Raw genomic sequence first — 15,653 nt, forward strand, 5'->3', positions numbered from 1 at the left:
GTTCTGGAGTAATGCAGCATAGCGCTTGAGGGCGTATGGCATGATCGGACCATTAAACCCGAGCAGCAGGTCGAATAAAACTCCGGGTAGTTTACGCGCCGGGGTGCAGGTGCGATTGGTCGCGCAGCACAATCCCCCTATAGTCAATGCCCCTATAGTTGCGCGACTGCCCATCACGCCTTGCTCGACGAGCCTGGGCCTGACAACAAGAACGAGGTTCTCCATGCCGCTTGCCACGCTTATCCGCCGATCCAGTCTGCCTTGCCCCGAGGTCAGCGTGGACCAGGCTTTGCAATTGCTCTCTGAGCACTACGGGCTGAGCGGTACGCTGAAAGCGTTGGGTAGCCAGCAGGATCGCAACTTTCTGCTGGATACCGGCACGCGGCGTTATGTGCTGAAAATCTGCCACGGCGCGTATTCGACCACCGAGCTGAACGCCCAGCACGCTGCGCTGCATCATCTGGCCGGCCACAGTGCATTCAAGGTGCCGGGCGTGATCCGCGCCAATGACACCGAACAGTTACTGTCGGTCGACATCGACGGGCAGGCGGTGCATGTGCGCCTGCTGGAGTTCATCGACGGGCAATCGCTGGGGCATGTCGAGCATCTGGGGCGTGACATCGTGGTCGAGTTGGGCGAGCTGTGTGCCCATGTGGATATCGCGCTGGCCGATTTCGACCACCCAGGTCTGCAGCGCATCCTGCAGTGGGACCCGCGCCACGCCCATGCATTGATCAAGCACCTGCTGCCGGTGATCAAGGATGCCGACGCCCGCGCTTGTCTGATCGAAGCGGGCGAGCGGGCTCATCGCCGTCTGTTGCCATTGATTGCGGCACTGCCGATACAGGCGGTGCATCTGGACATCTCCGAGCACAACGCGGTCTGGCGGCGCGAGGCGGGGCATCCGTGGCACTTGCAGGGGCTGATTGATTTCGGCGATCTGCTCAGTACCTGGCGAGTGGCCGATCTGTCGGTGACCTGCGCGGCGCTGCTGCACCATGCCGAGGGCGATCCGCTGTACATCCTCCCGGCCATTGCCGCCTATCACGTCCTCAATCCGCTGAAGATCGAGGAATTGCAGGCGCTCTGGCCGCTGATCGTCGCTCGATCCGCAGTGCTTGTGCTCAGCAGCGAACAACAGGCCAGCGTCGAGCCTGGCAATGCGTATATCCAGGCCAACCTTGCCGGCGAATGGAACATCTTCGATGTCGCCACTTCGGTGCCGATGGCGCTGATGGAAGCTGCCATTCTGCGCGCGGTGGGTCTGGACCTGCCGCCTGTCGAACAACCTGCCTATTCGCCGTTGTTGCCCAGCCTGGCGGGGTTTCAGCCGGTGCTGGTGGATCTGGGCGTGCTCAGCGAACACTTCGTGGCAGGCAACTGGGAGCAGAGCGGCATCGATGAATATCTGCTGTCGCAAGCGGCCGGGGACAATGGGCTGGCGGCCAGTCGGTTCGGTGAATACCGTCTGTCACGCACCTTGCCTGATTGCGCCAGCGAGCCGGAGACCTTTGCGCTGCACGTCGAATTACACGTGCCCGCAGCAACGCCGCTGCATGCGCCGTTCGATGGCACCTTGCGGCTGACGGCCGATGCTGCGGTGCTGTTGGTCGGCGAGCGCATCAGTTTGAAGCTGTGGGGTGTATTGCCGGAGGCTTCGCTAGCGGGTCAGGTGGCGGCGGGCTCGTTGATCGGGCAGGGCGGTGGTTCGCTGTTGCTGCAATTGTGCACCGAGCCAGACCTCAGCCCGCCGCTGTTTACTACACCGGCCTGGGCAGATGTCTGGCGCGCAGTGTGCCCGTCGCCGTCGGCGCTGCTGGGTTTTGATTGTGACGCGCCAGCCTTGCAAGACGCCGCGCAATTGCTGGCGCGCCGTGATGCCAGCTTTGCCCGCTCGCAAAAGCATTACTACCAGGCCCCGCCGCAGATCGAGCGGGGCTGGCGCAACCACCTGATCGACATGCAGGGCCGCTCCTATCTGGACATGCTCAATAACGTCGCCGTTCTCGGTCATGGCCATCCGCGCATGGCCCACGAGGCGGCGCGGCAGTGGTCGCTGCTCAACACCAACTCGCGCTTTCACTATGCAGCGATCGCCGAGTTTTCCGAGCGCCTGCTCAAGCTGGCGCCCGAGGGCATGGACCGCGTGTTTCTGGTCAACAGCGGCACCGAGGCCAACGACCTCGCGATCAGGCTGGCGTGGGCTTACAGCGGTGGCCGCGATATGCTCAGTGTGCTGGAGGCGTATCACGGCTGGTCGGTGGCGACCGATGCTATTTCAACCTCGATCGCCGACAACCCGCAGGCACTCAGCACCCGCCCTGACTGGGTGCATCCGGTCACCGCGCCCAACACCTATCGCGGGACTTTCAGGGGCGCGGACAGTGCGCCGGAGTACCTGCGCAGTGTCGATCAGGCCCTTGCCACGCTGGCGGAGCAGCAACGGCAGGTGGCGGGCTTCATCTGCGAGCCGGTGTATGGCAATGCGGGCGGGATCTCCCTGCCGCCGGGGTATCTGCAACAGGTGTATCAGAAGGTCCGCGCGGTGGGCGGCGTGTGCATTGCCGATGAGGTGCAGGTGGGTTATGGCCGGCTGGGTCATTACTTTTGGGGCTTCGAAGAGCAGGGCGTGGTGCCGGACATCATCAGCATGGCCAAAGGCATGGGCAACGGCCATCCGCTGGGCGCGGTGATCACCCGCCGCGAGATTGCCGAGGCGCTGGAGGCCGAGGGCTATTTCTTCTCGTCATCCGGTGGCAGCCCCGTCAGTTGCCGAATCGGCATGGCGGTGCTGGATGTCATGGAGGAAGAAAAGCTCTGGGACAACGCCCGAATCGTGGGTGACCACTTCAAGGCACGGCTGCAGGCCCTGGCCGACAAACATCCGCTGGTGGGCGCGGTGCACGGCATGGGGTTTTATCTGGGCATGGAACTGGTCCGCGACCGCCACACCCTGGAACCCGCTACAGAAGAAACCGCCCGCCTGTGCGAGCGCCTGCGTGAACTGGGCATCTTTATGCAGCCGACCGGCGACTACCTGAACATCCTTAAAATCAAACCCCCGATGTGCACCACCCGGCGAAGCGTGGACTTTTTCGTCGACAACGTATCGAAGGTGCTCCACGAACTGGAATAGAGGACGCAGAGCGTCCAGAACGGCATACCCACGCGGAGCATGGGTACGATGGGGGTTGGCCGGACATTATCGTCATACCCGGATCTGCTTTTGATTCTGGCCGAAGGCCGTAGGAGCGAACCGGGCGACGCTTCGCTTGTTCGCGAAAGGGGCCTCCGCGTCACACCCAGCTCGTAGCAACGAGCGCCGTCATGAGCCTTAAGCAGATTAATATCGGCAAAATTCAAAATTTAATGCGATGGAAACATTTTTTTAGCTTTTAATGCCGATTTATATCCGTTATAAAGGCGTTCATAATCGTCATCGCTCGTCTGCTATGGTGATAAGTCCTTTGCAACCGCCCCTGGAGATATTTTCATGAGCCGTATCGTTTCTGTCGCTGCTACCCAGATGGCCTGCTCCTGGGATCTGGAAGCCAACATCGAGACCGCTGAAAAGCTGGTACGTGAAGCTGCCGCCAAGGGCGCCCAGATCATCCTGATTCAGGAACTGTTCGAAACCCCGTACTTCTGCCAGAAGCCGAACCCGGACTATCTGCAGTTGGCGACTACCCTCGACTCCAACGTCGCGATCAAGCACTTCCAGAAAATCGCCAAAGAACTGCAGGTCGTACTGCCGATCAGCTTCTTCGAGCTGGCAGGGCGTGCGCGTTTCAACAGCATCGCGATCATCGACGCAGACGGCAGCAACCTGGGCATCTACCGCAAGAGCCACATCCCGGACGGCCCTGGCTACCACGAAAAGTACTACTTCAACCCGGGCGATACCGGCTTCAAGGTCTGGCAGACCCGTTACGCGAAAATCGGCGTCGGTATCTGCTGGGATCAGTGGTTCCCGGAGTGCGCGCGCAGCATGGCGTTGCAGGGCGCGGAAATTCTGTTCTACCCGACTGCCATCGGCAGCGAGCCGCACGACAAGACCATCAGCTCGCGCGACCACTGGCAGCGCGTGCAGCAAGGTCACGCCGGTGCGAACCTGATGCCGCTGATCGCCAGCAACCGCATCGGCAACGAAGAGCAGGACGGCTACGACATCACCTTCTACGGCTCGTCGTTCATCGCCAACCAGTTCGGTGAAAAAGTCGCCGAGCTCAACGAAACCGAAGAAGGCGTGCTGGTCCACAGCTTCGACCTGGACGAGCTGGAGCACATCCGCAGTGCCTGGGGTACGTTCCGTGATCGCCGCCCTAATCTGTATGGCGCGGTGAAGACCCTCGACGGTTCGCTGGAGTCCTGATCGCCATGACCACGCTCAATAGCACGCCACGCGCCGACGGTTTTCATATGCCGGCCGAATGGGCACCGCAAACCCAGGTCTGGATGGTCTGGCCCGAGCGCCCGGATAACTGGCGCCTGGGTGGCAAGCCCGCCCAGGCTGCCCACGTCGCCATCGCCAAGGCCATCGCCCGCTTTGAGCCGGTCACGGTGGCGGTGTCCGCTGCACAATACGACAACGCCCGTGCGCGGCTGGACATGCCGAACATCCGCGTGGTGGAAATGAGCAGCAACGACGCCTGGGTGCGCGACAGCGGGCCGACCTTCGTCATCAACGACCGTGGCGAAGTGCGTGGCGTGAACTGGGAATTCAATGCCTGGGGCGGCTTCGATGGCGGCCTGTATGCGCCGTGGAACCTCGATTCCCAGCTGGGCAGCAAGGTACTCGAAATCGAGCGCTGCCCGCGTTATGTCACCGAAGGCTTCGTGCTCGAAGGCGGCTCGATCCATGTGGATGGCGAGGGCACGCTGATCACCACCGAAGAGTGCCTGCTCAATCGCAACCGCAACCCGCACCTGACCCGCGAACAGATCGAAACGATCCTCGGCGATTACCTGGCTGTGGATAAAGTCATCTGGTTGCCGGACGGCCTGTTCAACGATGAAACCGACGGGCATGTGGATAACTTCTGCTGCTACATCCGTCCGGGCGAGGTGTTACTGGCCTGGACCGATGATCCCGAAGACCCCAACTACTCACGCTGCCACGCGGCATTGAGTATTTTGGAAAACACCCTGGATGCCAAGGGTCGTGCGTTTATCGTGCATAAAATGCCGATTCCGGCCCCATTGTTCGCAACAGAAGAAGAATGCGCAGGCGTCGATCAGGTGCATGGCAGCCAGGAGCGCAATCCTTCGGTGCGTCTGGCGGGGTCGTATGTGAACTTTCTGATCGTCAACGGCGGCATCATTGCGCCGAGTTTCGACGATCCGATGGACGGAAAGGCTCGCGAGATCCTGCAAAAGCTGTTTCCGGAGCATGAGGTGGTGATGGCACCGGGCCGTGAGTTGCTGCTGGGTGGGGGCAATATCCACTGCCTGACACAGCAACAGCCAGCGCCTCACAAGCACTAGCGCTTAGTAACTAGTTGTATCTAACAACTGGATAGTTGGTCCCGTTTTTGCTGTATTAAGCCCATCATCAGATGGGCTTTTTTATGCGTTACTTTATAACTAAGTTCATCAGATTTATCGGCAGTTTTCCTAAATTCCACTGGCGAAACTCCGTTTCCTTAGCTTGACTGTCACATGGCACCAGTAGATTTAGCCCCTCACGAATCAAGAGGTTTTGGTTATGAATGCAGGTATGAACCAACAGCGAGTTCGTGGTTTTTCTGCTTCGCTCAGTAATGAGGCACGCCAGCGAGTGGCGGATTGGTTGAGGACGACCAGGCCCGTGAAAGCCAGGCCGGACGTACGCGCCATGCTGCTGAAGCGCTATCCGGCAGGCCTGTTCAACGATGCCGAATTCGAAGCGTTGGCGCGTGTGCTGACAGATTAAGCAATACACCAGACCTGGCCCCGACCATCCACACGTTTGACACCCCCAGGCACCCGAACTAGGATTCGCGCCCCACTGCCTGTGGCTCCACTCCCTGTACGTGCTTCGTAGTCCGCTGCGATGACCTCGTGCGGCTCTCCACCGCCTGATCAGAGGCGGGAAGCCAGGACGGCCATTGGCCGCCGCCACAGCGCATGTCATTTTGCAGAACAAGGAAGACAAAATGCTTAACACACGTATGGGCATGCTCGCTTTGGGCATCATCAGCGCCGGTCAGGCCGTGGCTCAGGGCCAAGCCGATTCGAAGGGCTTCGTTGAAGACAGCAGCCTGAACGTCAACCTGCGTAACGCCTACATCAATCGCGACTATAAAAACGACCGTGAAGACAAATCCGAATGGGGCCAGGCCTTCATGGGCACCTTCGCGTCCGGTTTCACTCAAGGCACGGTTGGCGTGGGCGTCGACGCCTTTGCGCTGTACGGCATTCGCCTCGATGGCGGAAAGGGCCGCAGTGGCAACGGCGGCATTGACTTCTTCAAGCAGGGCGACAGCGGCGCGGCTGCCGATGACCTGTCTCGTGCCGGCGCTGCGGTAAAAGCACGCTTCTCGAATACCGTCATCAAGTACGGCGATCAGATGCCGCAATTGCCGGTGCTGAACTACGACAACTCCCGTCTGTTGCCGGAAAGCTACACCGGCACCCTGATCACCTCCAAAGAGATCGATGGGCTGGAAGTGGTCGCCGGGCGTTTCACTCAGGAAGCGCGCAAGAGCGCCGAAGGTCGCGACAGTGGTGACCTGAAGAGCATCAACGTCTACGGCGCCAGCTACAAATTCACCGATGAGTTCAGCGCCGCTTTCTACGCCTCCGACAACGAAGACGTGTTCAAGAAGCAGTACCTGAACCTGAACTACGTCTTCGCCCTGCCGCAAGACCAGTCGCTGACCTTCGACTTCAACGGCTACAAGACCCGACTGGATAAAGACTTCACTGCCAGCGATGCGCGTGACAACAAGATCTGGAGCCTGGCCGCAACCTGGGCCGTGGGCATCCACTCCTTCACCCTGGCGCATCAGCGCAGCACCGGTGACATGGGTTACGCCTACGGAGGCTATCGCAACGATGGCGGTTTTGGTGATGGCGGTAACACCATCTACCTCGCCAACTCCTACTGGTCCGACTTCAACGGCAAGGACGAACGCTCGTGGCAGGCGGCTTATGGCGTGGACCTGTCCGGGCTGGTCCTGCCTGGCCTGAGCTACAAGGCTGCCTACGTACGCGGCGACAACATCGACGATGGCACCGCAGGCAGTGGCGACGGTACTGAGCGCGAGATATTCAGCCAGCTGACCTACGTGGTCCAGAGCGGGCCGGCCAAAGACCTCTCGATCCGCCTGCGCAACTCGTTCCTGCGGGTCTCAGACGACGCACAGGCCTACAACAGCGAAGGCAACGAGACACGCATCTTCGTGGACTACCCGATCAACGTTTTCTGATCTGAGTGCGGCGGCCTGGCAAAGGCCGTCGCCCGACTCAGTCCGCGACCAACTGAACAAACACTGCGAACCCGCCGAGGAATACCCAGAAAAAGCTGAACAGCCAAGGACTGCGCTTGGAGAACAGCAAGGACTTTTTCGGCCCGGTTTCGCTGGATTCCCAATCGCTGAACAATGGTGAATCGTCATAGGTCAGCCCGATGACCGGCTCGCTGAGCAGCAGTTGCGCCTGTTTGTGATGCCAGTGCTGGATGATGTCGCACGCCGCCCGAATACCCGGCCAGGCGAACAGCGTACTGAGCAGCCCCAGCAAAGCCAGCATCGGCGGCACCACCAGCGTGAACATCGCGCCCCAGGCCGTGTTCATGTTGGCCATCGACGACGCGTAAGCAATCACCAGAAATGACTGCGCAGACAAATAGGCGTTGGTGCGGTTGGAAAGGTTGGTGGTTTCGTAATGAATTTCGCGTCGATAAAAGTCCAGCCGTTCCTTGGGCGAGCCAAACAATTTGACCTGCTGCTCATCCACCACTTTCGCGGGTGTTTCATCCGTTATGATTCTGGGCACTGGTGTTACCGATGTATAAAAGGTGCTGGATAGACCCACGCCTGCCGCCGGCAGTTCGACTTAAATCCCCGGCATACGGGACCGTTCATCCAGTGAGCACGTTTCGACGAACCGAGAAATCGTCATGACCATCACCCCCACGCTGCACACCGACCGTCTGCTGCTGACGCCACTGCAGCTCGAGGATGCGCCTGCGGTTCAGCACCGCTTTCCGCTCTGGGACATCGTGCGCTACCTGAACAACCGCGTTCCGTGGCCTTATCCACAGGACGGTGCGCTGCGCTACATTCAGGACGTCGCACTGCCCGCCATAGCAAACGGCGCCGAATGGCACTGGATGATCCGCCTGCAGATCGCGCCCAACGACATCATCGGCAGCATCACCCTGATGACCCATCCCGGCAACAACCGCGGCTTCTGGCTGCACCCGGACTGGCAAGGCCACGGTTACATGAAAGAGGCCTGCCGTGTGATCAATCGACAGTGGTTCGACGTGATGGGCATGCCCCTGATGCAAGTGCCCAAAGCCGCCCCCAATGAAGCCTCGCGGCGCATCTCGATCAGCGAAGGCATGCGCAAGGTAAGCACGCAGGACGGAGAGTTTGTTGGCGGACGGTTCGAGGTGGAAATTTGGGAGATGACGCGGGAGGAGTGGTTGGCGCGAGCGCTGCAAGCAGGCACTTCGAACGTCTGACGTAGAGGCCGACCTGGCATTAACCTGTTGCCCATCACCACCAGCCCAAGTGATATTGCTCAATAAACAGGGAGCGACCCGAATGCCGTTGACCCGCAACACCGAGCCCGACATCACCCTGGTAACGGTCCGGCCCGAAGACTTCGAAACCTTGGTGGCCATACGTATCGAAGCCATGCGCGAAAGCCTCAAGCGCGTTGGCCGGTTCGATCCGGTGCGCGCCCGAGAGCGTTTTCGTGAAGGGTTTTCTGCATCATGCACACACTACATTCAGGTTGCCGGCAGCAAGGTCGGCTTCGTGGTCGTTAAACCAACCAGCGACGGCCTGTTGCTGGATCACCTGTACATCAAGCCGGCTGTTCAAGGGCAGGGCATTGGTGCTGCCGTGCTTCGGCAAGTGCTCGCACACGCGGACGCAACCGCATCCACAGTACGAGTGGGCGCCCTGAAAGAAAGCGACTCCAACCGGTTCTACGTCCGCCACGGGTTTCAGCTCGTTGAGAGCGGCGAGTTCGACAACTACTACCTCCGCTCGCAACGTCTGCCGATGTGCTGACGGGTTTGGGATCAACCCGCCGAGGCAGCTTTCTCCGCCGCACGTGCAGCGAGCATGGCCGCCTCCGATTCCTGGGTGTGCAGCTCACCTTTGTACGCCAACTGATTGAAGAACATGCCGTCGATCTGATCTTTCGATGGCGTCGACGTCTTGGGAATAAACAGCGCGCCCAAGTCCAGAGAATTGGCGAAGTTCTCCTTGTTCAGGTTGTAGCGACCCAGATAACTGCCGCTCCAGGGCGAATCGGCGTCGACCAGATCAATGGCCGTCTCCCGATAGGTAGCCGCAGCGGCTTTCAGCCCGCTGGACGCATTCAACAATGTATTGAGTTGCTTGGTATCCGCCTCGCTCAACTCACCGGAACTGTTGATCGCCTTCAGATTACCGTCCGCCTCGATCGTGAAGCCGAACTTCTTGCTGGCCAGATCCGGATACACCGACGCCAGCGTCGACGTGAACGCTTCATACGACGTCTTCAGCGCCTCCGTCGAGTTACTGTGCTGCGCCGCCATCTTCGGGAAATCAGGCGACTGCGAGCGACCTATCCAGGTATCAACCGCTTCCATCGGCTCAGTGGTCGCAGGTACTTCGGTACTCGGGTGATAGACGACAGCGGGTGTACTGGCAGCAGCGTTCTTAAACGCTTCTTTCTGCGCATCGGTGAGCGGCTTTGGGGTGAGCGTGATGCCGGAATTGGGCAGGGTGATGGTGGGAGACGTGTTGCCGCCGGGGGTGAGTGAGATAACCATTTCATCGATCCATGATTGCGGGGTTGTATGGAGGGTATCGACGGGGTGGGTGGGAAGCTTGAGGAGTTTGGGGAGGACGAAGGTTTTCAGGTTGTGTCGGTGCCTAGGTGTTCGTGAGTATTTTCCATGTGAGAAGCAGCAGCTATCCTAAGCACTCTGCTGTGCTTAACGATTTTGTACGATATACCTGAGCTCGACACATAGATTGATATGGGGTCTGTGGAGCAATCTTGACGGCGGGAATCATTGGTCTCACTCACTTCGGGGCGAGTGGAAATACCATGGAAGTCTTTATACGATGGATTTGAGGAAGTGAGATGCGGGTGATTAGAAGTATTTTGAAAGCGCTTGCTGTATTAGCGGTCGCTTGCTTTCTGGCACGAGTTGCGATTGTCAGCGGCCAGCGGACTGGTTAAAGCCGTATTGGATATATCATTGGGTAATGCTGTTTATATAAAGCTGCATCATATTTTGATGTTAGTGGTATCGAAGAGGCTGAGGATTTGATAGTTGGTGTGGTGCTCATTGTTTCTTTGACTTTTTGGTAGTCTTGGCGTTGCTGTCATGAAAAATTATGCTGAAGAGGTCCCGGTCTGAGATATAGCTAAAATTAGAAAGGGATTTTAAAAGAACATCACGCCTTTGAAGTTGCTGTCTCTATGCTATGTTCGAACGTTGGTTACGAACGGTAATGCTGCGTTATGCAGCATATAAAGTTTTAACACTCAAAGAGCCCCGCTTCCTCGCCTGATTTTTCGTTAATTAACTACCGCGAGTTAACTTCCCTTACAGAGACGGGGGTTTAGTAAAGTAATTTTTTATCATGATAAGGCTTTGGTCTATTTAATAATGTTGTAAGTTATCTTAAATAGAAACTCTTTTTACAAAAAGAGATCTAGGGGAATTGGCTAGTCATTTAGGTCTGTATTTCTTTCTTAATAATAGGTTGGGGTCAACATCTATTGTGGCTATCTCGACCTGGTAGTTGAGACCGCGCAAAACTTTCAAGGCGTTTTTTAAAGTCACCTTAGAAAAAAAAGGAAGCTCGGAAGGTAATTTTTTTTTCGTAGCGATGGCGTAAACTATTTTGTAGTTGCTCGGATCAGGCCTAGCTGTAGGATCAGATAGTTTTATAGAGGCTGGAAGCTTCGAATTGAGTTTCTCTCTAAAAATAGTGTCTCGTATAAACGCTTCCGCTGCGACACATCCTTGCGAAAAAAGATGGCTAAGTGTGCTAGAGCTGCGGTAGTACTTAACATGAATTAATTCAGTTCCGTTTCTTATTATATCGCAAAACTCTAATTTGTCATAAGCGGCCCCAATCTTTATGTTTTTCTTGTCGAGTAATTCAAAGCTGGGGTCGATGGTTAACTTCATGTTGTAATCATCTTCCCTATCTTCCTCATAGCGGGGCAGAGGTGTTTTATAGGTCGGTATAGAAGAAAGTTGCTCGTCGATAATTAATAGGAAGTCTGAGTTGATTTTGTACCATAGAGCATTTCTTAAGATATAAGTTTCTCCGCCGTATTTGATCTCTGCGTAAAGACATTTATAAGCTGACCAGCTTTTTATAGAATTGTACTGATAGTCATTAATATGAACCTGTGTTTGCTTCAGTGCTTCAACTGAGAGTTTAATTGACTTGGATTTAAGATGTGCAAGTAAGCTATTTACGTCTAAGACGACATATCGCTCTGTTCTGCCGTATAAATCAAATGAGTATCCTAGTTGGCTTTCCCAGTCGACAATTTCCGGTTCTCCGAGCCAGAGGTTATCTAGTGTAGGGCTTTTGATAGCACTTTCCAATTCTAGGTCAAGGATTTGGATATCGTCTGCGTCTCTTACCCTATTTATGTTTTCGACCCACTCAAATACTTCGGGTAGTTTTTGGTTGTATCTGGTTAATGCTTCTTTTAGTAAAAGACTTATTTGGTTCAGATCTATGCTTGAAATTACTGTAAAAGCATCTCTACCAGTAATATGCGAGCCGAAAATCTCTACAGCGGAGCTTCCTGTAACTGCATATAACATTTCTATGTCTGAGTCTATATGAAGATCAAATATGTCAACCTCTCTTGTGCTTTGCGTTCTTGAGTTTAATGGATTGTGATCGTAACTAGACTTGTCTAGGCTTCTTAGTTTTTCTGGGTCTACAGAGTTTAGAGTAACTCTCAAACCAAAATCACGCTCTATAGCTTCGTCCTTTAAAAGGTGGAAGCCTGTGCCGAAAGTCAATATAAATTTATTCTGAAAAGCAATTACAACTAAAGCTGCACCTACACTACTGCTGTTTCCAAAATCTTCAACTGAAACTTCTGGTCTAGAAGTGAATAGCTCAGTCCACGGTGGGGTATGTCGCGGTGGCTCTTTTTTGATGTAAAGCGTAGCTATTTCCGTATCAGGAATTTCAATAGTTATAGGAGTCTTTGCATTTTCAAGTTTGAGTGTTTCCAAATCAATACTATTGGGATTTTTCGCCAAATATATTGAAAGCTTCTCTTTTCTATCTTTTGTTTTAACCATCGCTCATCAGTCCTTGAGGCATTTTTTCTAGTATGACAATACAACAAATCCGGCCAAATGCCATCATGTTTTTTTGAGGATAGCTTTGGTAATGATGCATTCCATGAATCTTTCAGTTGTCGAACGTAAGGTATGGTTATTCAGTGAAATACGCAGAGACAATTTTAGCTGCTTAACCTATGTCTGTTCGAGATTACCAAACTCAACAAGCCGGGTTCCGTATTTGACTTCATAGCGCGCTTGACGGTTTGTGCCATTCATTATTAGTCGGCAATCATAAAGCCTGTTTGCATTGGAGCTACTCGTCAGAGAAGGACTTGGTAAATTAATTGCTCATTCACCAGCAACCGAAGATTTGGGTGGGATGCAATCCTGTGCGCTCATAAAACTGAGTGAGTCGGATAGCAGGTTTAGATCTGAATTATAGATAATAAGTTTGTTATTAGTTTTTGCGGTGTTTTTATAATGCCCCATATCCATTCAAAAAGAAGGATATGACTTTTAGATAAGTCATGCCCTTCCCGTTATACGTTTAAATCATGTATTAATTGACCCAGTGGTCATGTGGAATCCAGATTTAGTCTTGGAGCTGTTGAATAATAGTCTATTCCATATATGCTAATTCGTCTTTGTAAGGTAGTACTGAATCATAAAGTTGATGGTAGCCTTTGCCCACAGCTCCGTAAAACTGTAAAAGTTCGGGAGGGTTTTCTCCAACTTCTAGTATGTGATCATTCGCGATCCCAGGATAAGGATCGATGAATACAATCTCTTTCAATCCTAGTTGGTAGGCTTTCTTGGCGCAAAGTTCACAGGGACTGGCGGTAGTGAATAGCTTTCCACCTTCAATCGCTCCTCCTCCATACTTAACTATTTGCAAAAAGGCATTTTCTTCTGCATGTAGTGATCGGGTATGAACTTGATTGCCACGTGTTCGTTCGCTGCTCTCTAGTCCGTTTCTAATATCCTTGAAGCAATAAGATAAATTTTGGCCGCTTGATTCTAGAACATCAGCTAGCTTGATAAGCTTTTTCCCAGCGCTTAGCCTGAATTCAGAGTTGGTTCGCTCGTATTTACTGTAAGCAGTAGCATCGAAATCGTTCATCAACCCTTTTAATGATCTTAAAGAGCATGGAACTTGTCCCTTTGCTACGTCGTTCCATCCCACCGCTTTAACCGAAAAGTTTGCATCGGTGACTACTGCGCCAACCTGTCGAGAAACGCATCCCGAATTGCTTTTTGCTGAGTAAGCAATTTGCATAACTCTCTCCATAGAGGTCGGAGATACGAGGCCAGGGTGGAGCATTAGTGCCACATACCAAGCTAACTGGGCCTTTAATACATTATTGTTGTCGAGTTCACCCCTGGGGTTAAATAAATGTATATCTGATATTTCTATGCATTGCTTAACATTCTGACTAATAAAATCTGCGTGTGTTATTTTAGTTTTTCCTGACTCATGATCATCAATTTCACGAAGCTTGTCAGAGGAAAATTTATGAATACTATGGAGATAAGTTGCGCGATCCTAGTCAGGCGCATTGATAGATACTAGGTAAAATGCAGAATATCTATCTTTGAAGTACCTAGCTTCATATGGGTTTCTGATGGCATCTATAACTATTAACGCTTTGTCTTTTATGCTTCTGATACCTTTGACTACACGGTTTATAGTTTCAGGAAGATGGAAAATGCTAGCGGGCATGAAATCGACAGATTTGTAATCTTTGTCAATGCATCCGATTTTTCTTATTGAATTTCCTGCTGATTGATATAATGATACATAAAGTGCGTTGTCAATTTTTCTCAGATCATTCTTAAAGTCGTTTGTAAATTTTCTCATGAGTTTCAAAAAGGAGATAAACTTTTCTTTTTCTTTATCCAAAAGTACAAATTTCTCTTCATGGTCTAATAGCTTGCTCATGATGGGTGCGAACTTTGCTGTTATTTTGTTTTTTCCATAAATGCCATTATTAAGGGTCTCGATAATTTTTGCACTGTCAATAGGAGGCTTTAATGTATCCAATATAAAAAGAAAAAGCTCTTGAAACTCCATTGATAATAAATAGGCTGATATCAAATCGCTAACTTTTATTGAGTAGAATTGAACAATATTTCGTTCTGTATAGTTTTTGAGGATTTCGTAACGTTTTCCGTTAAGGCGCTCAAAAAAAGGCTTTCCTTTATATTGGACTGCATTGGAGTCTGGAAAGTTTACGCTAGAGCTTTCTAAAATATTTGCTGCAGTAGTACAACCTGATCCAGTGCGACCTGTCAGGCCGATCACAACAAATTTGCTACGTTCTTTGAATAGTGAAGATACCACTTCCCGGTTGTGATTTACCATTATAGCTCCGTGTGCATCGATGTGAGTGTCATTAAGTTGCACTGCAAATTTTAAATTGATTTCAGTTTTTAGACTTTCTATTTACTTAAATAGCTATTCAGCCCATGGTCACATCGGACTAACTGCTGAAAATGGAAAATAATTGCGATGCTAAGCCGTATTTCATTATAGATATAATTTCGGCTATCTTTGAAGGCTGCGACGATTGATCCTAGCCTGATTTCGTATCCGACTACCTCAGAATCCTTACCTTTGTTTCCGTAACCTTCCATGCATCCGACCCCTTTGTGTCTATTCGTAGTTGGTATAGTGGCATAGCGGCGTGCCTAAAGACATCTGTACATGATCAATATTATGAATGATCTATAGGTGCATGATGGATCGATTCCAGACAAAATTATCAGATTGGTCTGAGCGATAATTTCGTATGGGTCTTGCGGTTCGATGTCCTTCGGTGGAACCCGCAGTTTGGAAAAAGCGCAGCCTTCGCAAATTAGCGGATCGCATTTTTGAGATCCGCGGCCTGAGGAATTTGAAGGTTTGATAATTCTGTGCTGAGTCCTCTGACTTGATCGAGGCTGATGTTCGCTCCGCAGGAGGGATTTAAAATTAGTCTAAGTGGGGTAATCGCAGAGGGAGACAGCGCAAACAAAAAGGCCCACCTTTTGGTTAGCCTTCTTGCTACTGCTTATGGCGTCGGCACCAAGAGTCGCCCATGGACCTACTGATTACAAGTAAGGTAGTTAAAGCAATAGAATCAATGGGTTACGTGCTTATGCGCCGGGACCCGCTAAATACGCGGACCCA

At 52.7% G+C, this 15,653-nt stretch carries 11 protein-coding genes; 6 read left to right on the forward strand and 5 right to left on the reverse strand.

Going from position 1 to position 15,653, the window contains the following annotated elements:
- Nucleotides 1-223 precede the first annotated feature (223 nt).
- The 4 genes from V476_RS12515 (at nt 224) to V476_RS12535 (ending at nt 7,409) form a co-directional block, all read left to right on the forward strand.
- On the forward strand, nt 224-3,136 hold the full coding sequence (locus V476_RS12515) for an aminotransferase (RefSeq protein WP_024959088.1): 2,913 nt from the start codon (nt 224-226) through the stop codon (nt 3,134-3,136).
- 357 nt (nt 3,137-3,493) lie between these two features.
- Nucleotides 3,494-4,372, forward strand: a complete 879-nt coding sequence (gene aguB, locus V476_RS12520) for an N-carbamoylputrescine amidase (RefSeq protein WP_024959089.1) — start codon at nt 3,494-3,496, stop codon at nt 4,370-4,372.
- A gap of 5 nt (nt 4,373-4,377) precedes the next feature.
- Entirely contained in the window at nt 4,378-5,484 is a 1,107-nt protein-coding gene (gene aguA / locus V476_RS12525) for an agmatine deiminase (protein WP_024959090.1), read from the forward strand.
- A gap of 650 nt (nt 5,485-6,134) precedes the next feature.
- Complete coding sequence (locus V476_RS12535) at nt 6,135-7,409, forward strand: OprD family porin (RefSeq protein WP_003420302.1); 1,275 nt, start codon at nt 6,135-6,137, stop codon at nt 7,407-7,409.
- A 37-nt stretch (nt 7,410-7,446) separates the two neighbouring features.
- Here V476_RS12535 and V476_RS12540 read toward each other — a convergent pair whose 3' ends face one another.
- Nucleotides 7,447-7,941: a hypothetical protein gene (locus tag V476_RS12540; RefSeq protein ID WP_024959091.1), complete on the reverse strand. Its 495-nt coding sequence runs from the start codon at nt 7,939-7,941 to the stop codon at nt 7,447-7,449.
- A 160-nt stretch (nt 7,942-8,101) separates the two neighbouring features.
- On the opposite strand from V476_RS12540, the gene V476_RS12545 reads away from it, so the two are divergent.
- Entirely contained in the window at nt 8,102-8,671 is a 570-nt protein-coding gene (locus tag V476_RS12545; protein WP_024959092.1) for a GNAT family N-acetyltransferase, read from the forward strand.
- Nucleotides 8,672-8,753: 82 nt separating this feature from the next.
- Nucleotides 8,754-9,227 carry a GNAT family N-acetyltransferase gene (locus V476_RS12550; RefSeq protein WP_024959093.1) on the forward strand — a complete coding sequence of 158 codons (474 nt, stop codon included), beginning with the start codon at nt 8,754-8,756 and terminating at the stop codon, nt 9,225-9,227.
- A gap of 11 nt (nt 9,228-9,238) precedes the next feature.
- Here V476_RS12550 and V476_RS12555 read toward each other — a convergent pair whose 3' ends face one another.
- The 4 genes from V476_RS12555 to V476_RS28890 all read right to left on the reverse strand — a co-directional run bounded on the left by V476_RS12555 (nt 9,239) and on the right by V476_RS28890 (nt 14,846).
- Complete coding sequence (locus tag V476_RS12555) at nt 9,239-9,976, reverse strand: hypothetical protein (protein WP_024959094.1); 738 nt, start codon at nt 9,974-9,976, stop codon at nt 9,239-9,241.
- A gap of 912 nt (nt 9,977-10,888) precedes the next feature.
- On the reverse strand, nt 10,889-12,499 hold the full coding sequence (locus V476_RS12560; protein WP_024959095.1) for a TIGR04141 family sporadically distributed protein: 1,611 nt from the start codon (nt 12,497-12,499) through the stop codon (nt 10,889-10,891).
- A gap of 604 nt (nt 12,500-13,103) precedes the next feature.
- Nucleotides 13,104-13,805 carry a hypothetical protein gene (locus V476_RS28885; RefSeq protein WP_345940298.1) on the reverse strand — a complete coding sequence of 234 codons (702 nt, stop codon included), beginning with the start codon at nt 13,803-13,805 and terminating at the stop codon, nt 13,104-13,106.
- Between the two features lie 222 nt (nt 13,806-14,027).
- Nucleotides 14,028-14,846, reverse strand: coding sequence for a nucleoside/nucleotide kinase family protein (locus V476_RS28890; protein ID WP_235810979.1), 819 nt, complete (start codon nt 14,844-14,846; stop codon nt 14,028-14,030).
- Between the last annotated feature and the right edge of the window lie 807 nt (nt 14,847-15,653).

The sequence above is a fragment of the Pseudomonas syringae KCTC 12500 genome, from assembly GCF_000507185.2.
GTDB lineage: Bacteria > Pseudomonadota > Gammaproteobacteria > Pseudomonadales > Pseudomonadaceae > Aquipseudomonas > Aquipseudomonas syringae.

What these genes read in the sequence shown, in the direction of transcription:
- V476_RS12515 (WP_024959088.1), top strand. Translation starts at nt 224, where the DNA reads ATGCCGCTTGCCACGCTTATCCGCCGATCCAGTCTGCCTTGCCCCGAG.
- aguB (WP_024959089.1), top strand. Translation starts at nt 3,494, where the DNA reads ATGAGCCGTATCGTTTCTGTCGCTGCTACCCAGATGGCCTGCTCCTGG.
- aguA (WP_024959090.1), top strand. Translation starts at nt 4,378, where the DNA reads ATGACCACGCTCAATAGCACGCCACGCGCCGACGGTTTTCATATGCCG.
- V476_RS12535 (WP_003420302.1), top strand. Translation starts at nt 6,135, where the DNA reads ATGCTTAACACACGTATGGGCATGCTCGCTTTGGGCATCATCAGCGCC.
- V476_RS12545 (WP_024959092.1), top strand. Translation starts at nt 8,102, where the DNA reads ATGACCATCACCCCCACGCTGCACACCGACCGTCTGCTGCTGACGCCA.
- V476_RS12550 (WP_024959093.1), top strand. Translation starts at nt 8,754, where the DNA reads ATGCCGTTGACCCGCAACACCGAGCCCGACATCACCCTGGTAACGGTC.
- V476_RS12555 (WP_024959094.1), bottom strand. Translation starts at nt 9,976, where the DNA reads ATGGTTATCTCACTCACCCCCGGCGGCAACACGTCTCCCACCATCACC.
- V476_RS12560 (WP_024959095.1), bottom strand. Translation starts at nt 12,499, where the DNA reads ATGGTTAAAACAAAAGATAGAAAAGAGAAGCTTTCAATATATTTGGCG.
- V476_RS28885 (WP_345940298.1), bottom strand. Translation starts at nt 13,805, where the DNA reads ATGCTCCACCCTGGCCTCGTATCTCCGACCTCTATGGAGAGAGTTATG.
- V476_RS28890 (WP_235810979.1), bottom strand. Translation starts at nt 14,846, where the DNA reads ATGGTAAATCACAACCGGGAAGTGGTATCTTCACTATTCAAAGAACGT.